The organism is Pseudomonas sp. SD17-1, assembly GCF_029201585.1.
GTDB lineage: Bacteria > Pseudomonadota > Gammaproteobacteria > Pseudomonadales > Pseudomonadaceae > Aquipseudomonas > Aquipseudomonas palmensis.
Window position 1 is genome coordinate 2,433,321 of the sequence record NZ_CP104044.1, and the last position, 22,080, is coordinate 2,455,400.

Consider the following 22,080-nt stretch of genomic DNA (forward strand, 5'->3'; position numbering starts at 1 on the left):
AGGGCGGGGCTGCTACAGCGCCAGCCGCTGCGCCGTGACGCTGCCGAACAGCTCCACCGGCTCCTGCAGGTTGCCCAGGTAGCTGGGGTGAAACAGCCACAGGTCGACCTGGGGCTTGAAGTCGCTGACGTTGACCACTTCAAGCAGGTCGCGATGACGGCTGGCGGCCAGCAGCGGCTCGGGCACCAGCCCCAGGCCCTGGCCGTTGGCGACCAGGCCCAGTTGCAGTTCGGTGCCGAAGGTTTCCAGGTTGATCTGCAGCGACAGCCCCTGCTCGCTCAAGGCGCGCTGCAAGCCGGCGCGAAACCCGCAGCCGTCGGGGTTGAGCACCCAGCCCTGGCTGTAGCAGTCCTTGAGCTTGTAGCTGCGCTTGCTGGCGCTGCCCTTGGCGGCCACCACCCGCAGGTGCATGCGGCCGATGGAACGGCTGGCGATGCCTTCGGGGAAGATCTTGCCGGAGGGGAACAGCGCGGCGGCCGCATCCAGCTCGCCGTTTTCCATCCTGGCGATCAGCGCGCTGCCCCAGCCGCTGGCGACCTGGGTCCGCAGCTCGGGGTAGGCCTGGCGAATCTGCGCCAGGGCATCGAGCAGCACCACATCGCCGATGGTCTGCGGCACGCCCAGGCGCAGGGTGCCGCTGGGCGAGCCGTGGCTGGCCACCAGCTCGCGCAGGGTGTCGATCTCGCGCAGGATGGCCTTGCACTGCTCGTACACGCGCCAGCCCATGGGCGTGGGCTTGAGCGGCTTGGTGTTGCGGTCGAGCAGGTTGGTGCCCAGGTCTTCCTCGAAGTTCTGCACGCGTCGTGTGATGGCCGGCTGCGTCAACTGCAGCGACTGCGCCGCAAGGTTGGTCGACTGGCAGCGGATGACGGCGACGAAGGCGTCCATGTCATCGATCTTCATATTCGGCTCTCACATAGTCTGGCGTTGAAAAATGTCTTTCAAGAATAATCTTTTTTGCTCGGCCAGGTAGAAAGCGTGTACAGGTTTTTTCAACGCGCCAGCGCTGCCCAGATCTTGCTGCGCAAGTCGCGCTCGCTGAACGGCTTCTGGATCACCGTCGAATGGCTCAGCCCCAGCACGTCGGTATTGGCATAGCCAGTCACGAACACCACCGGCAACTGCGGGTAGGAGCGCTTGACCAGGGCCGCCAGCTCGCCGCCGGTCATGCCCGGCATGGCGTAATCGGTCAGCAGCAGGTCGATCTCGGGGCTCAGCATGTTCAGTGCATCCGGGCCGTTGCGCGCCTGCACCACCTTCAGGCCAAACGATTCCAGCAAGGTGGCCGTGAGGGAACGCACGGTGCTGTCATCGTCCACCAGCAGGATGGTCGAGCCCAGCGGCTGATGCGGTTCACTCACCGGCGCAGGGCTGGGCAGCACGGCCACGGCGTCGCCCTGGATCCGCGGCAGGTACACGCTGACCGTGGTGCCGACATCCAGGGTGGTTTCGATGCGCACCCCGCCACCGGACTGCTTGGCGAAACCGAACACCTGGGCCAGCCCCAGCCCCGATCCATGCCCCACCGGCTTGGTGGTGAAGAACGGCTCGAAGGCCCTGAGCAGGGTGTCCTCGTTCATGCCGCTGCCCGAGTCGACGATGGAGAACACCACGTAGTGGCCGGGTTCCGGGTCTTCGGGCCGCAGGGGCGCGGCCTCCACGGTGACGTTGTGGGTACGCAGCAGCACCGAGCCGGGCCCGTTGGCCATGGCGTCGCGGGCGTTGATGATGAGGTTGAGGATGATCATCTCGGTCTGGGTCAGGTCCGCCGAGGCGGTCCACAGGTCCGGGGCCAGCGACATCTCTACCCAGATATTGGCCCCCAGCGCCTTGTTCAGCAGGCTCTGCATGCCGCGCACGGTGGCGTTCAGGTCCACCGGGCGCGGTTGCAGGCGCTGGCGGCGCGAGAACGACAGCAGCTGGGCCGTGAGCCGGGCGCCACGTTCACCGGCATCGGTGATGTGTTCCAGCCGGGTGCGGGCCTTGTCCAGGTTGCCGCGGGCAATGTCGCGCGTGGCAAAGGTCGCGCTGGTGAGGATCACCGTGAGCAGGTTGTTGAAGTCGTGGGCCACTCCAGCCGTCAGCTGGCCGACCACTTCCAGGCGCTGCATCTGCTGCAGCGTGGCTTCCACGCGTTCCTTCTCGTCGATCTGTTCGCGCAGGCGCTTGTTGGTGGCGGCCAGTTCCTCGACCACCGCACGCTCATCGGTGATGTCGCGCACCGCGGCGTACATCAGGCCGTTCTCCGGCACGATGGTCCAGGACAGCCACCGGTAGTCGCCGTTGGCGTGGCGCATGCGGTTGACGAAGCGGGTCGATACGTTGCCGCTGGCGATGCTGCGGGTTTCCTTGATGGTGGCGTCCAGATCGAGGGGGTGGATCAGCTCCCACAGGCGCAGGCTGCCGATCTGGTCCCGCGACCAGCCCAGCGCCGCCTCCCAGGCCGGGTTGAAGTTGATCGGGGTCATGTCGAAGCGCAGCACCCCCAGCAGTTCACGCGACAGCTCCCAGGTGCGGTCGCGCTCGCGGGTGCGTTGCTCCACGCGCTCGCCCAGGGTTTCGGTCAACTGCACCAGGGCCTGGGTGGCGACCTTGCGCTCGCTGATGTCCTGCATCACCCCGCTGAAACGCACGCAGCGGCCATCCTTGAACAGCGAACGGCCGTTGGAGTTGATCCAGCGCAGGCGACCGCCCGACAACTGCACGCGGTACTCGGCATGGAACACCGATTCGCAGCTCAGGGCCTGCTCGACCTTGGCCCGCAGCATAGCCCGGTCGTCGGGGTGGCAGTGCTCCAGCACCTGGTCAAGGTGCAGGTTGCAGCTGGGCGTGACTTCGTACAGGGCGCGGCAGCGCTCGTCCCACAGCACCGAGCCGCTGGGTACGCTCAGTTCCCACACGCCCATCTCGGCAGCCTGGATGGCCAGGCGGGCGCGGGTCTCGACCTCTTCGAGGGCGTTTTCCGCAGCGCGGCGCTTCTCGCGTTCGCGCACTTCGAGCACGGCGCGGCGGATGGCCTTGGGCAGCACCTTGAGGTTCTGCTTGAGCACGTAGTCGACCGCGCCCAGGCGCATGGTCTCCACCGCCTGCTGTTCGCCGAAAATGCCGGACAGGAAGATGAACGGCGTTTCCGGGGCCGCCCGCTGGGCCACCTCGAGCACCTGGATGCCCGACGAGGAGGGCAGCAGGTAGTCGCACACGATCACGTCGAAGGTGTGCTGCTGCATGGCCTCGCAGGCGCCGATGTGATCGTGCACCACCACCGGGTCGACCTGCAGGCCATAGCGCTCCAGCGTCAACAGCGTGAGCTCGACGTCGTGGGTGCTGTCTTCGATCAGCAGCAGCTTTATTCTGGGGAGCGGCGTCGGCGCTCCGGGCTCTCGTCTAGGCATGTCTTGTCATCATGACTTGGGGCGACGCACGACCCGGGTGGAACCGGGCGGTGGCTCGTTGAGCACGGCCCAGAAAATCCCCAGGTCGGAGATGGCGCCGACGAACTCCTTGAACTCCACGGGTTTGACCACGTAGGCATTCACGCCCAGCTGATAGGCGCGGTCCAGGTCCGGCTCTTCGCGGGACGAGGTCAGCATCACCACCGGAATGCTGCGCAGGTCGGCCGAGTCGCGCACCTGTTCGAGCACCTCCAGGCCATCGACCTTGGGCAGCTTGAGGTCGAGCAGCAGCACTGCCGGGTTGCCTTGCGGGCGGTCGGCATGGCTGTTCCTGCGGAACAGGTAGTCCAGCGCCTCGGCGCCGTCGCGTACCACGATCACCTCGTTGGCCAGCTGGCTGCGCTCGAGCGCGAGCAGGGTCAGTTCGAGGTCGTTGGGGTTGTCTTCTACCAGGAGTATCGGTTTGAGCATGGAGCGCCCTCGTGTGGGTCATGCAGTGGGCATGAGGGTTTTCTTTGGAAGTGAAAAATAGAACGTCGCGCCCTGGTCCGGGACACCGTGGGCCCATACCGTGCCGCCATGGCGCTCGATGATGCGCCGCACATTGGCCAGGCCGATGCCGGTGCCTTCGAACTCCTCCATGCGGTGCAGGCGCTGGAACACGCCGAACAGCTTGTTGGCGTACTGCATGTCGAAGCCGACGCCGTTGTCGCGCACGCTGATCACGTGGGCGTCGTCGCGTTCCTGCACGTCGACCTCGATCAGCGCCACCGGCCGGCCGCGGGTGTACTTGATGGCGTTGGCGATGAGGTTGCGCAGGGCCAGGTGCAGGAAGGCCGGGTCGGCCACCACGATCGGCAGGGCGTTGAAGGTCCAGCGGATGTCGCGGCCCTCGTAGTCGGGCAGCATCTCCAGCTTGATGGAGGCGACCATCGCCGACAGGTTGACGTCGGACAGGTGCATGGCGCACCGGCCCATCTGCGAGAAGCTCAGCAGGTTGTCCACCAGGGTGCCGGCGAACTTGGCGGAGTTCTCGATGGTGCCCAGAAAGCGCAGGCTGCGCTCGGACATGTTGGCGCCTTCGGCATCGCTGAGCAGCTCGGCGTAGCCGGCGATATGCCGCAGCGGCGCGCGCAGGTCGTGGGAAACGCTGTAGGAGAAGGCTTCCAGTTCCTTGTTGGTCTTTTCCAGGGATTCGGACAGTTGCGCCAGTTCTTCGGCCTTGCGCAGCACGATGCCGAGGATGGCCTGGCGCAGCTCCTGCACGCCCTCGATTTCGCTGGGGTCCCAGGGGGTCGAGAAACCTTCGACGATCTGCTGCCACTGCTCGAAGCTTTCGCGCGGGTTCAGCGAGCCGCTCTGGGCGATGCTTTTTTCCGGGCGGCCGGCCCAGTGCACCACCTGGGACTGCTGGGGTTTGAACCAGATCAGGTAATGCGGGTGCAATTCGGAAATGGACACGGCAAGGATGCCGCTGGCCATGTCGGCCAGCCCCGTCAGGTGCGGGATATCGCGCCCGGCGTTGTCGGTATGGAACACCTCGGCGTCGCCGCGGGCGGTCAGCCAGCCCACCAGGGCCATGATCCGCGACTGGGGCGGGGTGTGCCCGTAGGTGTCGCAGCCGGTGCTGGACACCACTGCGGCACCGGCGGCGCCGACGAAGTCGGTGAAGATGTCGGGCAGGGCGCGCAGGCCCAGGCGCACGCTGTCCTGGTCGGCGATGGCGCCCAGCAGCTGCACGATGCGCTGGCGGATCTCGAGCATGCGCGCGTGGCGCAGGTGGGCTTCGCGGGTCTCGATCTGCAGCGACAGCACCCGGCCCAGCAGTTCGCAGGCAGTACGCACCTGAAAGCTCACGCTGCGCGGGGTACGGTGATGACACGACACCAGCCCCCATAACCGGCCCTCGACCACGATGGAAACCGACATCGAGGCCCAGGTCTGCATGTTGCGCATGTATTGCAGGTGCACGGGCGATACGCTGCGCAGGGTCGAGAAGCTCAGGTCCAGGGGTTGGCCGGTGAGCAGGTTGGCGGCCGGCAGCAGGCGCGCCGGCTGATAGTCGGCATCCTCGATCACGCGGATGCGGTTGGCACAGTACAGCGCCCGGGCCTGCGCCGGGATGTCCGAAGCAGGGAAGCACAGGCCCTTGTAGCTGGGGTAGTCGTCGTCGACCAGTTCGGCGTTGACCAGCCCGTTGCCCTCGGTGTCGAAGCGGTAGGACTTGACCCGGCCGAACCCGGTCAGGCGCTTGATCACGCGCACCGCCCGCTCGCACAGCTCGTCGATGCTCTCGCTGTCCGGTGCGCCGCCAACGAAGGAGCGCACCAGCGGGTACAGCCGCGAGCTTGGCGCCGGCACGGCGGCCGGGCGCTGGAATTCGGCGATCAGCACCTGGTCGTGGCGGTGCAGCATCATCGGCAGGCGCTGCGCCTGCTGGCCGATCAGAAACTGTACGTCGGCCACGTGATAGGGCTGGGACTGGTCTTCGTCGAGTTCGCCCAGCTGCTCGACGAAACTGCAACCGTCCTGCACCACCGCATCGAAATGCACGCCCAGCAAGGCGTCGATCTCCACCCCCAGCCAGTCCGGCAGGTTCTCGCTGACCTGGCGGATCAACATGGCCGGCTCCTGCACCACGACCATGAACCCCTGGGGCTGAATGCTGCCGGGGGTACGGATCTGTTCACGGGCGCAGTTGGCCAGGGCGATCTGGAAAGCGTCGCTGGGGTGGGTGGTGGTCACAAGATCCCTCCTGAAGGCGTGTTGGCAGGCCGTGCAGGGGAAGGGCACAAGCGATCCCGGCCAAGTGTAGAAAGCGCGGACAAGGTATCAAATCCTGTGGTTTCACGATGCTAAAACTGATCCTTAGCTGATGAATTGGTTCAGTTTGATAGCGTTTTGCCCGTGCCCTGGCGCCGCCGCGGCCCGATCCAAGGGAACCCCACTGACCGCATCGGGTCGCTTGTACGGCTTGTCATGCGCGATCCATGAGCCACACTCACTGGATCGTCTCGTAATGCAATTGGGGGGATATGCCATGAAGTTCGCAAGGAACGTGGCCACATTGGGCCTGGCCGTGTCACTGGCGGCCGGCCAGGCGCAGGGGGCGGAATCGAAGAAGGTCGATGTACTGCTGGTGGGGGGCGGCATCATGAGCGCCACGCTGGCAATCTGGCTCAACGAGCTGGAGCCGGGCTGGTCGATGGAGATGGTCGAGCGCCTGGACGGGGTGGCTGAGGAAAGCTCCAACGGCTGGAACAACGCCGGCACCGGGCACTCGGCGCTGGCCGAGCTGAACTACACGCCCGAGGACAAGGACGGCAAGATCAACATCACCAAGGCGGTCGAGATCAACGAGGCGTTCCAGGTGACTCGCCAGTTCCTGGCCTGGCAGGTCAAGAACGGGGTGCTGAAGAACCCGCGCTCGTTCATCAATTCCACGCCGCACATGAGCTTCGTGTGGGGTGACGACAACATCAGTTTCCTCAAGCGCCGCTACGAGGCGCTGCAGGCCAGCCCCCTGTTCCGGCCGATGCAGTACTCCGAAGACCCGGCGCAGATCCGCAAGTGGGTGCCGCTGATGATGGAGGGCCGCGACCCCAACCAGAAGATCGCCGCCACCTGGACGCCGATCGGCACCGACGTGAACTTCGGCGAGATCACCCGCCAGTTCGTGGCGCACCTGCAGCAGCAGGAGAATTTCTCGCTCAAGCTGTCCAGCGAGGTCGAGGACATCCGTCGCAATGACGACGGCTCCTGGCATGTGGAGTACAAGAACCTCAAGAGCGGCGAGAAGTCGACCGCCGATGCCAAGTTCCTGTTCATCGGTGCCGGCGGCGCGGCGCTGCCGCTGCTGCAGAAGTCCGGCATTCCCGAGGCCCAGGACTACGCGGGCTTCCCGGTGGGCGGCTCGTTCCTGGTCACCGACAACCCCACCATCGCCCAGCAGCACATGGCCAAGGCCTACGGCATCGCCGCCACGGGCGCGCCGCCGATGTCGGTGCCGCACCTGGATACCCGGGTACTCGATGGCAAGCGGGTGATCCTGTTCGGGCCGTTCGCGACCTTCTCCACCAAGTTTCTCAAGGAAGGCTCGTACCTGGACCTGTTCTCCAGCATGACCACCCATAACCTGTGGCCCATGACCAAGGTGGGGATCGACCAGTTCGACCTGGTGCAGTACCTGGCAGGCCAGCTGATGCAATCGGACGACGACCGCTTCGAGGCGCTGCAGACCTACTTCCCCCAGGCCAAGAAGGAAGACTGGCGCCTGTGGCAGGCCGGGCAACGGGTGCAGATCATCAAGCGCGACAAGGAAAAGGGCGGGGTGCTCAAGCTGGGCACCGAGGTGGTGAGCGCGGCCGATGGCAGCATTGCCGGGCTGCTGGGCGCATCGCCCGGCGCATCCACGGCGGCGCCGATCATGCTCGAAGTGCTGCAGAAGGTGTTCAAGGACAAGGTCGCCAGCCCGGCCTGGCAGCAGAAGCTGCACCAGATCGTGCCCAGCTACGGCACCCACCTGAACGACGACCCGGCCCGGGTGCAGCAGGAGTGGGCCTACACCAGCGAGATACTGCAGCTTGCGCCGCCACCGGGCATCGATACCCAGGCGCCGCAGCAGTCGCCGGCCACCGACCCGATCGGCCAGAAGCACAGCGACTCGGACCCTGACCTGGCGCCATGACCGTCGATGGCTACCTGTCAGCGGGGGCGGCGGGTTCAGTCCAGCGCAATCTCCAGGGTTGCGCACAGCCCGCCGGTGGCCATGTTCTCCAGCCGGACCTGACCGCCCAGCCGCATGGCGACCGCTTGGACGATGGCCAGGCCAAGGCCGGCGCCCTGTGCATTGCCACGACTGTAGAAGCGTTCGAACAGGCGCTCGCGTTCAGCTTCGTCGATACCAGGCCCCTCGTCCTGTATCGACAGCACGAAATGCGTCGGCTGGCGGCTCAGGCGAACGCTGATGATCCCTCCCTCGGGGGAGAAGTTCGCGGCATTGGTCACCAGGTTGTTGAGTGCGATATCGATCGCGCCGCCATCCACTCGGGCAAGGTAGTTGCCCGGGGCGGCCTCGAACACCAGTTCAAGGCCCTGGTCCAGTAGCCATGGGGTCATCTGCACCAGGCTGTCGCGCACAGTGTTTTCAAGGTCGATTCGCGGGGCATGGGCATGACCCGGCTGCGGTTCCAGGCGTGCCATGGTGAGCAGCTGGTTGACCAGCCGGCTGGCGCGGTCCACCCCGTGTATCAGGTGCGCCAGCGATTCACGGTGCTCCTGTTCGGTCCCGGCCTCCTGCAGGTTTTGCGCGTGCACCCGCAGGACCGCCAGGGGCGTGCGCATTTCATGAGCCGCGTCGGCAATGAAGCGGCGCTCGCGTTCCAGCACTTCCTGGATCTGCGCCAGCATGCGGTTCAGCGCGGCCTGCATCGGTTCGAGTTCTGCAGGCAATGGCATCAGTTGCAGAGGTTCAAGCGACCCTGAATGACGGGCACGCAGGGTGGCTGCCATGTTGGCCAGGGGTTTGAGCCCCCAGCCAATGGCCAGCCAGACCATTGCTGCCAGGATCAGGCTGCCGAGCATATTGGGCCACAGGGTGTGGCGTACGATGCGGTCGACCAGGTCAGTGCGTACGTCGTCGCGCTCGCCCACCCAGATCCGCACCTGGTTGATTTTGTCTTCGAGCAGGAAGGCGCGCCACTGCCGGCCATGCAGGTCATGCACGTCACTGAAGCCCGGTGCCGACGGTGGCGAGGTGAAGGCGGGGGCGCTGTTGGTATGTACCAGCACCTGGCCCTGCGCATCCCACACCTGAAACGCGATCTTGCTTTCATAAGGGTGGCCGTCAAGCCTGGGTGTGGCTTCGCTCAGGGCCTGGTTGAACGCCTGGTACAGTTCGGTGTGTTGGTCGCCAGCCAGCGGCATGCGCATGACGCCCTGCAGCAGCCGCGCATTCTGGGCCAGTTGTGCGTCATACACCTCGGCTATTTCATGGTTGCTGTCATGCAGGTTGAAGGCGCTGAGAATCATCAGGCCGGTAAGCATCAGGCCGATGATCAGGGTCAGGGTACGGCGGCGGATCGACATCATCGGCGCTCCTCCACCAGATAACCCACGCCGCGTACGGTTCGGATCAGGTCGGCGGAGAATTTTCTGCGCAGGTGATGGATGTGCACCTCCAGGGTGTTGCTTTCTGCTTCTTCGTTCCAGCCGTAAAGCAACTGGGTCAGCCGCTCGCGGGTCATGACACGCCCCGGCGGTGAAAGCAGCTCATGCAGCAGCTGATACTCCTTGGGCGTCAGGGGCACGTTCTGCCCATGGAAGGACACCTGCTGAGTGCCGGGGTCCAGGCTGATGCCTGCATGCTCGATTCTTGCCTTGGCCCGCCCGGCGCTGCGGCGCAGCAGGGCCCGCAGGCGCGCCTTGAGCTCCGCCAGGTCGAAGGGTTTGATCAGGTAGTCGTCGGCACCGGCATCCAGCCCGGCAATGCGGTCTTCGGTGGCATCGCGCGCGGTGAGTATCAGCACCGGCAGGGTGGAGCCGCTATGACGCAGGCGACGCAGCACCTGGAGGCCGTCCATACGCGGCAGCCCCAGGTCGAGCACCGCCAGGTCGAAGGTTTCACTGAGCAGCGCATGCAGGGCGCTGCTGCCGTCCCGGAGCCAGTCGACGGTGTAGCCTTCGCGCCCCAGGGCCTGATGAATGCCTTCACCCAGGGCCACGTCATCTTCTATCAGCAGCAAGCGCACGGTGACTCCTGTCAGTCGAGTTTCTTGTCGATGTCCGCCAGCAGCGCGTTGATTTCATGGCGACGTCCGCTATCGGCGATTTCACGCCCTGGCCTCGGGGTGGCTTGCAGTGCCTTGAGCAAGGCTGCCCTGGCCTCGGGGTAACGCTTTTGACGGTAGAGGTGATCGCCCCAGAAGTACAGGCTGTCGATGCCATCGGGATTGATCAGCAAGGCCTGCTTGAACAGCTGCTCGGCCTTGTCGGCGTCACCAAAGCCGATTGGCCAGCCTGGTACGCGATCATACAGGGCTGCAAGGCTGGTGTAGGCGGAGCCCTGCAGCGCCCTGGGGTCCAGCGTCAGCGCCTTTTCAAGGTCGGCCTTGGCCGTCTTGGCCTTGCCCAGCGCGCCCAGCCCGCCCTGCGCACCGGCCCAACTGCTGGTGACGATGCCCGACCAGATCCAGGCTTCAGCCGTGGTCGGACGTTCCCGGGTAAACGCCGAGGCCTGGCTGGACAATTGCTCGAAGGCTGTCGCGCGTTGGTCTGGCGGCAATTGGTATTGGATGTGTGCCCAGCTGTGCTGAAGCATGTTCAGGCGTTGCTGGTCGGCATTGTCCAGGGCCCAGGCGCCTTGGCTCAGGCCCCAGACCAGCAGGCAGGTGGCAATCTTTTTCATGGTTTGGGCGGCTCGCGGTCGGTCTTGTGGCTGAGGCGGCGGATCAGTGGCAACTGCTTGCGCAGACCGCGGTCCACCAGGTGCGGCAGCAGGTTGTTCAGGCGCACGAAAAAACGCTCCTGCCAACCCAGGTAAAGGTCGCGCCGATCACCGGCAATGGCGTGAATCACGGCGCTGGCCACGGTTTTCGGATCATCGACATTGGCCTTGAGGGCAACGTTCAGGGCCTGCGCCGCCGGGCTGTTCATGGGGGTGCGGGTGGCCCGCGGGGCGACGTACAGGACGTTGACCCGGGTGTCGGCCAGTTCCCGGCGCAGCGCTTCGGAAAACCCGCGCAGGGCGAACTTGCTCGCGCAGTAGGCCGCGTAGCCGGGGTAGCCGATCGAACCGTAGGTAGATCCGACATTGACCACCATGGCGCTGTCGGCCTGTTTGAGCAGCGGCAACAACAGCCTAGTCAGGCACATGGGGGCACTGATGTTCACTGCCAGCATGGCATTGATGTCACTGTCGTCCAGTTGCTCGAACATGGCGAAATGGTTCACGCCCGCAGCATTGATCAGCAGGTTCGCGCCGCCCAGGGCCTGGGCGGCGTTGAGCACCTTGCGCCTGTCCACGAGAAAGGTCAGGTCGGCGCCCATCCAGGTCAGTTGCGCGGGGTACTCTTGCAGCAGCGATTGCAGGGGTTCGGCATGCCGGGCCACCGCCAGCACGCGGGCGCCGTTGGCGCAAAGGGCGGCGGCTATGGCCAGGCCGATCCCGCCACTGGCACCGGTCAGGACCACGCGGGCGTCAGACAGGCGCATGCTGTGCTCCATCGTGCGGCAGGCCGCGAAACATGTCGGCATACAGGCGGTAGACCACGCGCGACGCATCGATCACCGCGGCCTGGTCATCAGGGGCCTGCAGGGTGTTCATCAAACGGCGATAGGTCTGCATGTGCTCGAGGTCCAGCGAGCCATGGGAACTGAGGTAGCTGAAGGCGGCCTCCGGCAGCGCCAGGCGCGCGCGGATGCTGTGCGCGGCATGGGTGGCCAGGGCGATACTGGTACCTTCCAGCACATTGACCATGCCGAACAGCCCTACCGGGTTGCCCCGCGCGATCAGGTCGTAGAGGTAGGCGACCATCAGCTCGATTGGCAGTGAAGGCCGACCTTCGCGCACGGCATCCCTGTCACCGCCGCAGGCAGCAATGTCGTTGAGTATCCATTGCTCGTGGCCATACTCCTCTTCGATGTACTCGCACACGGCTTTGCGCAGCCACTCCAGCCGCGAGGGCAGGCGGGCGCCGCATGCCATCATCAAGGGTACGGTGTGACGCACATGGTAGTAGGCCTGGGCCAGGAAGGCCTGGTAGCTATCCAGGCTGACCTTGCCTTCGAGGGCATCGCGAATCACCGGCAGGCTGAACAGCGCATGGCGTTGCTGATGGGTTGCTTCTTGCAGCGTGTCGAAAAAGCTCATGGTCGGGTAGCCTCGCAGGCAAGGGGGTCGGTGAGTTGGGAGCGGTAGCGCTCGACGATGGCATCGCGGCGCGGGCGGCCATTGGCCGTGAGCAGGCCATTGGCGGTCGTGAACGGTTGTTCCAGGCGCGTCCAGCGATGCACCTGGGCGTAATCGGGCAGGGCCTGATTGGCCTGGGCCACGGCCGCTGCCAGTTCGGTGTCGGTGCAGCCCGGTTGATGTGGCCACAGCAATGCGTGGTTGTGAGCCATGGCTTCGCCATAGACGAAGGCCTGGGCGAACACCCCTCGCTGGGTCAGTTCGGCTTCGACCCATTCGGGGTTGATGTTGCGGCCGAAGCTGGTGACGAACTGGTGTTTCTTGCGCCCCTTGATGTACAGGAACCCTTCGGCGTCCAGCTCGCCCAGGTCACCGCTGGGCCACCAGGCGTCGGTGTGCGGCGGTTGGCCCAGGTAGCCGAGCAGGGCCGAGCCCTTGATCAGCACCTCGCCGTCTTCGGCCAGCCTGACCTGCAGGTGGGGCAGTGGCTGACCCACGCTGCCGGGGCGATGGGCCTGTGGCCGGTTCAGGCACACCACCGAGGCGCATTCCGACAGGCCGTAGCCTTCATACACCGGCAGGCCGATGCGCTGCGCGCGGATCAGCAGTTCGGTGGCGACCCTGGCCCCGCCCACCGCGGCAAAGCGCAACGTGCGCGGGTCGAAGGCGCGCTGTTCAGCGGCGCTGACCAGCACCAGCAGCAGTTGCGGCACCAGGATCAGGCTGTGGGGCGCACGGTCGGCGAGGGTGCCGAGCAGGCGCGCAGCATCGACGCCACTTGCGCCCTGGATGCCCAGAGCCGCCAGGCTGGGGACACTCACCGTGGCCCCGGCCATCAGCGCGGCGTAGCCACCCAGGTTCTCCAGCAGGATCGCCAGCGGCAGCAGGGTCAGGTGGTGCTGTGGCGCGGTGATTCGGCTGGCCTGCTCCAGCGCCCGGGCAACGCGCAGCATGCTCTCGGCGCCCAGGCATACGCCCTTGGGGGTTCCGGTGGTGCCGGAGGTGAAGGTCAGCTTGGCGGTGCCCTCGGGCATCAGGTCGGGCCCCGACCATTGCCTGCGCCAGAACGCGCCGTCTTCGACATAGCCGCACGCCAGCAGTTCGGGGGCCAGGGCCGGCTCGGCAATCACCAGGCTGGCCTGGCTCTGCGCCAGGCAATGGCTGCGCTGTGCGGGGCTGAAAAAGGGCGGCAGCAGCACGCAGGTCACGCCTGCAAACAGCAATGCCAGATCCCACAGCATGGCTTCCACACCGTTATCCAGGGCCAGTGCCACGACCCTGGCCGACTCATCGCGCAGGCGTTGCTGGCGGTACTGCACCTCGGCCTGCAGCGTGGCGTAGTCCAGCTTCAACTGGTCGCCCCACAACGCAATGGCGTTGGGCGTGTGTTCGGCGTGCCTGCGCAGCACCTGTTCGAAATGCTGCAGTTCAGGCGACATGACAGGCCTCCCCGACGGCGGTAGGCAGGCCCAGGCGTGTGAACACGCCCATGTTGCGCAAATGGATGAAGCCTGCACGGATGTTGCCAACATGCACCTGGGGCTGGCTCTGGTAGTAGCTGCCCCAGTTATGGCGTTCTTCGCCCAGGCGCAGGGGGTCGGCCGTGCACAGCCTCACTGGCTTGAGCCCAAGGCGGTGGAAGCTGTTTACCAGGCCGATGCTGCCGGTGAACGCTACCCACTCCAGACCGCCCATGGCCAGCAGGTAGGTAACGGCAATGATGCTCAGGCGCGCGCTGCCGGTATCGGCGGCCGCCAGGTTGCCGACCTCGACGATGGCGCTGCGATCGACAGGGTTGTTCTCGGTGGCGCTGATCAAGGGGGCGATCGGCTCGTCCAGGTAGCGCTCCAGAAACAGCGCCTCACTGCTGGCCAGCCGCACACCGGCCACGGCGCACAGCGCGCCGGAGGCATCGCTGATGCCGAACAGCTGCGGCATGAACTGTGCGATATGCGCACCATGGGCCTTGCGAAAGCGCTGCTGGATGAAGGCCTCGTAGGCCGGGCGCAGGCTATCGCCGGGCAAGGCCCTGGCAAGGCTCATCACCGAACCGCCTGCGGCTGCGAAGTGCAGGGGCAGGGGGATGTTCCAGTCAGAATCGGGCATCGATCACGCCTCCCGGGGTGTGTGTCGGGAGGAGTATCCGAGGCAATTCTTAACGGAGTCTGAAGATCGCGAAAACAGCCAGCGGTCTGTTCAGACCGCGGCTTTCGATGCCTGTCGCATCATTGCCAGGTACCGGCCGGGGCGTCGCGCAGCGCGGCGTGCAGCAGGCGCAGCACCGGGTGCTCCAGCGCAGTGCCGCTGTAGCACAGGCCCACCCGGCGACTGGGCAGCGGGCTGTTGAGCGCATGCACCTGCACCCCTTGTGCCGCGCTCACCAGCGAGTGCGGCAGCGCCGCCACGCCGACCCCGGCCGCCACCAGCAGCAGCGACTGTTGCAGCGAGCCGCTGCTGGCCACCGCCGACGCGGTGGAGTTGCCATACAGCGCCATCAGGCGCTGGTGGGAGGGGTGTTCGGGGCAGATGACCCAGGGGTACAGGCTGGTGACCGTGCCCGGCTGCCTGCCGGCTGCGCTCACCAGCACGAACGGGTCGTCCCACACCGGCAGGAACAGCTCGTCTTCGCAGCACTGTTCTTCCACCGCCAGGCGCGCATCGCCGGCACAGCCCTCGTGCAGCGTGATGTACAGGTGCGCCACCACCTGGTGGGCAAAGCGCAGAAACGCAGCGACCTGCGCGGGGCTCAGGTCCGGCTCGATGCCCAGGCTCAGGTGCTGGCGCGCATCGCTGGTGCGAAAGCGCTGGCGCAGGGCCTCGGCCTCGCTGACCAGCGCGCAGGCCTGCGGGTACAGCGAACGCGCCGCCTCGCTCACCTCCACCCCTCGCGACTGGCGGTTGAACAGGGTGGCGCCCAGGGCTTCTTCGAGCTGGCGGATGGTCACCGACAAGGTCGGCTGGCTGATGCACAGGCGCTGGGCGGCGCTGGTGATGTTGCGTTCTTCGAACACCGCCACAAAGGCTTTGAGGTGCCGGATATCCATAGGTAAGGCCGATGTCTGCAAGAGGAATTAAGCATTTTATCTGCTGTGGCCGGCACTATACGCTTTGCGTTATCTGATAAACCAATGACGGAAGCACTTTCATGAACAAACCCCTGATCATCGTGACCGGCGCCAGCTCGGGCATCGGCGAAGCCGTCGCGCGCCTGTTCTCTGCCCAGGGCCACCCCCTGCTGCTGCTGGCCCGGCGCGTGGAGCGCCTGCTCGCACTGGGCTTGCCCGCCACCCTGTGCAAGGGTGTCGACGTCACCGACCGCGAGGCGCTGCTGGCTGCGGTGAAGGAGGCCGAGGCGCAGTACGGCCCGGCCGATGCGATCGTCAACAATGCGGGTGTGATGCTGCTGGGTGATACCGCCACCCAGGCCCCCGAGCAGTGGGAGCGCATGCTGGATGTGAACGTCAAGGGCCTGCTCAACGGCATCCATGCGGTACTGGGCGGCATGATCGAACGCAACCACGGCACGGTGATCAACGTCGGCTCGGTGGCCGGGCGCAAGACCTTCCCCAACCATGTGGCCTACGTGGGCACCAAGTTTGCCGTGCACGCGATCTCGGAAAACCTGCGCGAAGAAGTGGCGGCGCACAACGTGCGGGTCATCACCATCGCGCCGGGTGCGGTGGAAACCGAGCTGCTCGGCCACACCACCGATGAGGCGATCAAGTCCGGCTACCAGGACTGGAAGGCCGGCATGGGCGGCGTGGTGCTGTCGGCGGACGATGTGGCCAATGCGATCCGCTACGCCTACGAACAGCCTCAGGGCGTGTGCATCCGCGAGATCGTGCTGGCGGCGACCCGCCAGCAGGCCTGATGGCGTGCGCGTTGCGCGTCAGAAACTGTACCTGACGTTGAACATCACGTTGCGCGGGTCGCCGTAGTAGACCGAGTAGTAGTTGCCGATGCCGCTGTAGTACGTCTTGTCGAACAGGTTGTTGAGGTTGGCCGACACCTTCAGTTGCTTGCTCACGTCATACGCGGCCATCAGGCCGACCACGCCGTAGGCGTCCTGGAAGAACTTGTGGCTGGGCAGCGCCACGTCGTTGACGTCGTCGTAGAAGGTGTCGTCGACGAAGTAGGTGCGGCTCTGCCACTGCCAGTTGCCGCCCACGGTGAGCTTGTTCAGCTCGGCCGGCAGGCGGTAGCTGGTGGCGACCTTGAGCAGGTGCTGGGGCTGGTTGGTCGCCACGCGCCGGTGATCGGCGTCGTAGGAGGCCTGATAGACGTAGCCGGCGTTGATGTTCCAGTCGGGCAGGATCTGGCCGGACATTTCCAGCTCCACACCGCGGGTGGTGGCGCCCTGCACGGCGCGCATCACTTCATTGCCGAACTCCCCGGTGGTGCCGGTCGACTGCGCGAGGTTGTCCTGCTTGAGCTCGAACAGCGCCAGGCTGGCATTCAGGCGACGGTCGAAATACTCGCCCTTGATTCCCACTTCGTAGCTTTGCCCGGTGAGCGGGTCCAGCGGCTTGTTGTCGGCACCCCGGTTGTAGGGCTGCGGCTTGAAGATGTCGGTGTAGCTGGCGTACACGGTGTGCTGGTCGTCGAGGTCGTAGGTGATGCCGGCATAGGGGATCACTTCACCGGTGTCGCGGGTGGCGGTGCGGCTGCTGCGCGGCAGCGCGTTGATGCTGTCCAGGCTCCACGCGTAGTCGGTGACCCGCGCCCCCAGCACCAGGTTGAGTGCGTCGGTGGGCTTGAGCACGACCGCAGCATAGCCGACCTTCTGCGTGGTCTTGATATCGAAGGTCGACCACCAGGCCCAGTCGGTGGGGTAGGCGGCGTTGTTGTTCCAGTCGAAGGCATCGGGTGCCACGGCGTCGGTGCTGCCGTCGGTACGGTCCGATTGCGCGGTGGTGTGGGCATAGGTGTAGCCCACCACCAGGTCGTGGCTTCTGCCCAGCAGCGAGAACGGGCCCTTGGCGTAGATATCGAAGGACTTCTCGTCGGTATCGGTGTTGAACTTGGCCGCACCGCCCGGGTAGTAGCCGTGGGCGACGCTGTTGTCGTTCGGGTCGACATGGGCGGTGGCCAGGCCTGCGATGATCTCGCGCGAGGCATAGTTGCGGTAGCTGGCGGTGGCCTTGAGCGACCACTCGTTGTCGAACTGGTGATCGATGCTGGCGAATGCACGCTGGGTGCGATGGTTGCGGTAGGCCCACTTGTCCGCCGGGTTGGTGGAGCGCGAGAAGCGTACCGGCGTGCCGTTCTTGTAGAAGGCCGGCAGGTGGGTGGTGGAGGACGCGTCGTTGTCGTTCTGCTGGTACTCGTAGCCCACGCTCAGCACGGTGGCGTCAGACAGGTCGCCGTCGAGCACGCCGTAGAAGATGTCCTGTTGCTGCTTCTGGTAGTCGATGAAGGTGTGCTGCTGTTCACGGGCCGCGACGAAACGCCCGCGCAGGGCGCCGCTGTCGAGCAGCGGTCCGGACACGTCCAGCTCGGTGCGGTAGTGATCCCACGAGCCTGCGCCGGCGGACACATGGCCCTGAAACTGGGCAGTGGGCCGCTTGCGCACCAGGTTGATCACCCCCGACGGGTAGCCGATGCCGTTGACCAGCCCGGTGGCGCCCTTGAGCACCTCGACGCGGTCGTAGATCACCGAGTTGGTGATGCTGTAGTTGTCGCGCAGGTTGCCGGCGTCGGTGCTCAGGCTGGGCACGCCGTCGTACTGGAAGTTCTGGATCTCGAAGCCGCGCGAGTAGAAGGTGAAGCCTTCGGAGTTCTCGCGGTTGACGGTGATGCCCGGGGTTTGCTGCATCACCTCGGACAGGTTGTTCAGGCCCTGGTCGTCCATCTGCTGGCGGGTGATCACGCTGATCGACTGCGGGGTCTTGCGCAGCGACATGTCCAGGCGCGTGGCGGTGCTGGTCTGCCCGGTGGTGTAGGAGCCGCTGCCCTCGGTGGTGCTGCCCAGGCTCCAGGCGCTGTTGATGGTGGTGGCGCCCAGTTCGATGTTGTTGCCGGCGCTGTCTGGCAGCGGTACCAGGTACAGGGTCGAGGCGTCACTGCGCCCGAAGGTGAAGCCGCTGCCGGCCAGCAGTTGGGCCAGGGCCTGATCGGCGGAGTAGCTGCCCTTGACCGGTGCGCTGCGCAGGCCGGCGTCCAGGTTGCCGTCGAGCATCACGTTCTGCCCGGTCTGCTGGCTGAACACCAGCAATGCCTGGCGCAGTTGCTGGGCGGGGATATCGAATGCCGTGTGCACGCTGACCGCCCCTGTACCGGGCGCGGGCAGCTGGGCCTGGGCCGGTTGTGCCAGCAGCGCGCAACTGATCGCGGCGCCCAGCGCCGACATGCGCCAGCACGAACCCTGGGGGAACAACGTCTGGGGTGTTGCCATTTCCTTGACTCCTCGGCAGAACGACTTCGCCTGTTTGCGAATGGGTTTCATCTGCTGGTGATGACGCACGAGGAGTGCAAATGTCTGATGGGTACTGCAAATAATTTTCAATCAGCCATCGGCGGGTCAGGCAGGGCGGATGATGGTCACCAGGTCGGTGTAGCGGCTCAGGCGAATCGGCAGGGTGCGTGCCAGCACATCGAGCATCTGCTCGGGGTGCTGGCGATTGAGGATCAGGCTCACCGGGCGTGCCGCCAGGCGCTCGTCGGCGATGAAGATGCGGCCCTCGCGCCAGCGCTGCAGGTGATTGACCACCTTGGCCAGGGGCGTGTCGAAGAACACCAGGCTGCCGTTGCGCCAGGCCAGCACCTGGTCGAGTTCGGCGCGCTGCACCGGGCCGAGCCCGGCGGCGCCGAAGGTCACGGCCTCGCCCTGGCCCAGTTGTGCCTGCTGGCCGGGGATTTGCACCCCGGCATTGTGCTCACTGACGGCCAGGTCGGCGCTGCCGGCGTCGCAGGACAGGCAGAACGCACCCTGGTGGCTGACCACGGTGCCGGCCTCGGTGTCGATGCGCAGCGGGCGGGTATCGGCGGCCACCTTGAAATAGGCCTGACCACGCAGCATGCGCAGGCGCCGCGTGGTGCCGGAAAAGTCGAGGTCCAGGGCGGTGTTGCCGGCCAGTTCGATCACGCTGCCATCGGGCAGGCGCTCGGTGCGGGTTTCACCCACGCGCGTGTGCAGGTCGGCAAACGACAGGCCGTCGCCCTTGAGCCACAGCGTGGCCGAGCCGGTGGCCACTGCGGCGGTGCACGCCGCCATGGCCAGTTGCATGAAGCGCCGCCGCGAGACGCCGCGGGCCTTTGGGGCAGGCGGCGCCTGCACGGCAGGCAGCTCGGCGGCCAGGGCCCACAGCGCTTCGAGTTCCAGGTAGGCCTTGGCATGGCGCGGGTCGGCCAGCATCCACTCAAGCCACTGCTCGTGCTCGGCCTGGCTGGCCGAGCCTTCGAAGATCAGCGCGAACCAGGCGCAGGCCTGCTGCGAGATGGGGTCGGCCTGGGGCTCGTCGGGCGAGGCCGGGGCCGGCGTGGGGAAGGGCGGTTCAGCCATGGGTCGGGTCACTGTGCGGGCGGTGATGTGTACAGGGGCGCATGATAGTCCACTCTCACTCGGCCATGCCCAACTTGAGCAATTCCAGTGCCCGCACCATGCGGCTGTAGGCGGTCTTGGGCGAAATGCCCAGGCGTTCACCGATCTCCACGTAGGTCAGGCCTTCGCCGCGCGCTAGCAGAAACACCTCGCGGCAAGGCTCGGGCATGCGCTGCATCACGCGGTTGAGCGTGGCCAGCTGGTCCTGGGCGATCACCGTGCGTTCCAGGCTCGGGGTCTTCTGCTCCAGCGCCTGCAGCTCGGTGGGCTCGACCACCTCGCCCTTGCGGTGGCGCTCGCGACGCAGGTAGTCGATGAACAGGTTGCGCGCGCATAGAAACAGGTATGCGCGAAAGTTGTCGATGGGCGTGCGCCCCAGCTGTTCGGACAGGCGGATGAAGGTTTCCTGAGTCAGGTCTGCGGCGGTGTCCTTGCAGCGCACCTGACGATTCAGGTAGTCCTGAATTTCTTCACGGTGGGCAAGGTACAACGCCTTGAGGTCTGCGCTTGACACGAAACACCTGCGAGCTGGGGGTCAGGGAGCGCAGGAAGATAACAGGAATTAATATCATTTAAAACAACGCGGCCGAGGCGCTGGGGTAGCGTCTCTAGCGGTTCGGGAGCAATCGGGCCTGTGCCCTCTGGAGCCAGACGCTGCCCTTCAACGCTGGTTGAGCCAATGCTGCTGGTAGGCCCCTTGCGGGTCCTGCACCGGGCCGTGATCGGGAAAGGGCAGGTTGGCGATACACGCAAGCTGGGCCTGGGTTGGCGCTTCGCGTCGGATGTCTGCGTGCTGCCCGGGCGGGTAGGCCCCCACCACCAGAAAGCCCGGGCTGCAATCGAGTTTGCAGTGGCCCGTGCCGGCGGGCAGCAACAGCACATCGCCTGCACTCACCTGTACTTCGCGGCCCCGCGGGCCGCCCAGCATCAGCCTTGCCTGGCCACATACCACGCCGAGCGCTTCGTGGCCCTCGGTGTGGTAGTGGTGGTAGGCGTAGATGCCATCGCGCCATTGCGCCGGCCAGCCATTGGCCTCGAAAGTGCGTTCGATTTGCGCCGCCGGATCACTGCCATGCAGCGCAATCGCGTGGGGGTAGATCAGCACCGGCAGCCGGGTGTTGTTGGGCACCCAGTCGTCGGGTTGCAGCCTCAGTACCTGCGAGGCTGTTGAAGGTGTGTGTCGAGTGTTCATGGTCGACCCTCGGCGATGAAGCCGGGGCGGCATCGGGTTGCCAGCCCGGCGTGGTGACAGGGAAGGGGCAGGTGGATGCCTGCCCCGGTCGTCTAGCTTCGCAGGAACGCGAGCAGATCGGCGTTGATCGTGTCGGCGTCGGTGGTCGGCATGCCATGCGGCAAGCCCGCATAGGTTTTCAGGGTGCCGTTCTGCAACAGCTTCGCTGACCGCGGCCCTGAGTTTTCATAGGGCACGATCTGGTCATCGTCCCCGTGCATCACCAGGACGGGAATCGTGATGCGCTTGAGGTCGTCGGTGAAGTCGGTCTGGGAGAAGGCCACGATCCCGTCAAGGTGTGCCTTGGCGCAGCCCATCATGCCCTGGCGCCACCAGTTCAGGATGGTGCCCTCGCTGGCGTTTGCGCCTGGGCGGTTGTAGCCATAGAACGGGCCTGACGGCAGGTCATGGTAGAACTGTGCGCGGTTGGCCTTGAGCTGCGCCTGCAAGTCATCGAATACCGACCTGGGCAAGCCGTCCGGATTGTTCGGGGTCTGGACCATCAGCGGTGGCACGGCACTGATGAGGGCAGCCCTCGACACACGCTCCTGGCCATGGCGAACGATGTAGCGGATCACCTCGCCGCCGCCGGTGGAGTGCCCCACGTGGGCTGCACCCTGCACGCCAAGATGGTCGACCACGGCCGCAACGTCGTCCGCGTAGTGATCCATGTCGTGCCCGTCCCACACCTGGCTGGAGCGCCCGTGGCCGCGGCGGTCGTGTGCGACGACCCGGTAGCCGTGATCAAGGAAGAACAGCATCTGCGCATCCCAGTCGTCGGCACTGAGTGGCCATCCGTGGTGAAAGACGATCACCGGGGCATCGCGTGGGCCCCAGTCCTTGTAGAAGATCTCGACACCGTCCCGCGTAGTGACATACCCCATGTTCGTGGCTCCCGAGTGAAGTGGAGGGCGTGGTCAGTATCGTGTTGTGATCATGACCAGGTGAACAAAGTGCAGATCAGTGGATGAACGGCCTGCGCCGACGCTGCGATAGCCGTTGACCACGG

Annotated in this window: 19 protein-coding genes; 2 read left to right on the forward strand and 17 right to left on the reverse strand. The window is 65.7% G+C overall.

Annotated elements, in window-relative coordinates:
* Window positions 1-12: 12 nt before the first annotated feature.
* From N0B28_RS11095 to N0B28_RS11110, 4 genes are all read right to left on the reverse strand, one after another.
* A complete protein-coding gene (locus tag N0B28_RS11095) occupies window positions 13-903 on the reverse strand; it encodes a LysR family transcriptional regulator (RefSeq protein ID WP_054914352.1) in 891 nt (296 codons plus the stop codon).
* Window positions 904-992: 89 nt separating this feature from the next.
* Window positions 993-3,392 (reverse strand): response regulator, encoded by a 2,400-nt coding sequence (locus N0B28_RS11100; RefSeq protein WP_275731805.1) that lies wholly within the window; start codon window positions 3,390-3,392, stop codon window positions 993-995.
* A gap of 9 nt (window positions 3,393-3,401) precedes the next feature.
* A complete protein-coding gene (locus tag N0B28_RS11105; protein WP_043864031.1) occupies window positions 3,402-3,863 on the reverse strand; it encodes a response regulator in 462 nt (153 codons plus the stop codon).
* Between the two features lie 18 nt (window positions 3,864-3,881).
* Entirely contained in the window at window positions 3,882-6,137 is a 2,256-nt protein-coding gene (locus N0B28_RS11110; RefSeq protein ID WP_275731807.1) for an ATP-binding protein, read from the reverse strand.
* Between the two features lie 295 nt (window positions 6,138-6,432).
* Between N0B28_RS11110 and mqo the strand changes: the two genes are divergently transcribed.
* The gene (mqo, locus tag N0B28_RS11115; protein WP_058540324.1) at window positions 6,433-8,079 is read left to right on the forward strand and encodes a malate dehydrogenase (quinone); all 1,647 of its coding nucleotides are present in this window, start codon (window positions 6,433-6,435) and stop codon (window positions 8,077-8,079) included.
* A gap of 35 nt (window positions 8,080-8,114) precedes the next feature.
* On the opposite strand, the gene N0B28_RS11120 is transcribed toward mqo, so the two are convergent.
* The 8 genes from N0B28_RS11120 to N0B28_RS11155 all read right to left on the reverse strand — a co-directional run bounded on the left by N0B28_RS11120 (window position 8,115) and on the right by N0B28_RS11155 (window position 15,344).
* A complete protein-coding gene (locus N0B28_RS11120; protein ID WP_100632642.1) occupies window positions 8,115-9,482 on the reverse strand; it encodes an ATP-binding protein in 1,368 nt (455 codons plus the stop codon).
* Entirely contained in the window at window positions 9,479-10,141 is a 663-nt protein-coding gene (locus N0B28_RS11125; protein ID WP_054914356.1) for a response regulator, read from the reverse strand. Before N0B28_RS11125 ends, N0B28_RS11120 begins: the two co-directional genes overlap by 4 nt.
* A gap of 11 nt (window positions 10,142-10,152) precedes the next feature.
* Window positions 10,153-10,797 carry a tetratricopeptide repeat protein gene (locus N0B28_RS11130; protein WP_100632643.1) on the reverse strand — a complete coding sequence of 215 codons (645 nt, stop codon included), beginning with the start codon at window positions 10,795-10,797 and terminating at the stop codon, window positions 10,153-10,155.
* Window positions 10,794-11,603, reverse strand: a complete 810-nt coding sequence (locus N0B28_RS11135) for an SDR family oxidoreductase (RefSeq protein WP_058540321.1) — start codon at window positions 11,601-11,603, stop codon at window positions 10,794-10,796. The genes N0B28_RS11130 and N0B28_RS11135 overlap by 4 nt, the downstream gene beginning before the upstream one ends.
* Window positions 11,590-12,261 carry an iron-containing redox enzyme family protein gene (locus tag N0B28_RS11140; RefSeq protein ID WP_058540320.1) on the reverse strand — a complete coding sequence of 224 codons (672 nt, stop codon included), beginning with the start codon at window positions 12,259-12,261 and terminating at the stop codon, window positions 11,590-11,592. The genes N0B28_RS11135 and N0B28_RS11140 overlap by 14 nt, the downstream gene beginning before the upstream one ends.
* Window positions 12,258-13,739: an AMP-binding protein gene (locus N0B28_RS11145; RefSeq protein ID WP_058540319.1), complete on the reverse strand. Its 1,482-nt coding sequence runs from the start codon at window positions 13,737-13,739 to the stop codon at window positions 12,258-12,260. The genes N0B28_RS11140 and N0B28_RS11145 overlap by 4 nt, the downstream gene beginning before the upstream one ends.
* A complete protein-coding gene (locus tag N0B28_RS11150) occupies window positions 13,729-14,406 on the reverse strand; it encodes a thermostable hemolysin (RefSeq protein ID WP_100632645.1) in 678 nt (225 codons plus the stop codon). The genes N0B28_RS11145 and N0B28_RS11150 overlap by 11 nt, the downstream gene beginning before the upstream one ends.
* A 119-nt stretch (window positions 14,407-14,525) precedes the next feature.
* The gene (locus N0B28_RS11155) at window positions 14,526-15,344 is read right to left on the reverse strand and encodes a LysR family transcriptional regulator (protein WP_054914362.1); all 819 of its coding nucleotides are present in this window, start codon (window positions 15,342-15,344) and stop codon (window positions 14,526-14,528) included.
* Between the two features lie 101 nt (window positions 15,345-15,445).
* Between N0B28_RS11155 and N0B28_RS11160 the strand changes: the two genes are divergently transcribed.
* Complete coding sequence (locus N0B28_RS11160) at window positions 15,446-16,171, forward strand: SDR family oxidoreductase (protein WP_043864027.1); 726 nt, start codon at window positions 15,446-15,448, stop codon at window positions 16,169-16,171.
* Window positions 16,172-16,189: 18 nt separating this feature from the next.
* Here the strand turns inward: N0B28_RS11160 and N0B28_RS11165 are convergent, their stop codons facing one another.
* From N0B28_RS11165 to N0B28_RS11185, 5 genes are all read right to left on the reverse strand, one after another.
* Window positions 16,190-18,694, reverse strand: a complete 2,505-nt coding sequence (locus N0B28_RS11165) for a TonB-dependent receptor (RefSeq protein WP_157811392.1) — start codon at window positions 18,692-18,694, stop codon at window positions 16,190-16,192.
* 126 nt (window positions 18,695-18,820) lie between these two features.
* Window positions 18,821-19,801 carry a FecR domain-containing protein gene (locus tag N0B28_RS11170; RefSeq protein ID WP_054914364.1) on the reverse strand — a complete coding sequence of 327 codons (981 nt, stop codon included), beginning with the start codon at window positions 19,799-19,801 and terminating at the stop codon, window positions 18,821-18,823.
* A gap of 55 nt (window positions 19,802-19,856) precedes the next feature.
* Window positions 19,857-20,354, reverse strand: coding sequence for an RNA polymerase sigma factor (locus N0B28_RS11175; protein ID WP_104572552.1), 498 nt, complete (start codon window positions 20,352-20,354; stop codon window positions 19,857-19,859).
* A 147-nt stretch (window positions 20,355-20,501) separates the two neighbouring features.
* A complete protein-coding gene (locus N0B28_RS11180) occupies window positions 20,502-21,032 on the reverse strand; it encodes a cupin (RefSeq protein ID WP_078481125.1) in 531 nt (176 codons plus the stop codon).
* 92 nt (window positions 21,033-21,124) lie between these two features.
* Complete coding sequence (locus N0B28_RS11185) at window positions 21,125-21,955, reverse strand: alpha/beta hydrolase (RefSeq protein ID WP_275731813.1); 831 nt, start codon at window positions 21,953-21,955, stop codon at window positions 21,125-21,127.
* Window positions 21,956-22,080: the final 125 nt, after the last annotated feature.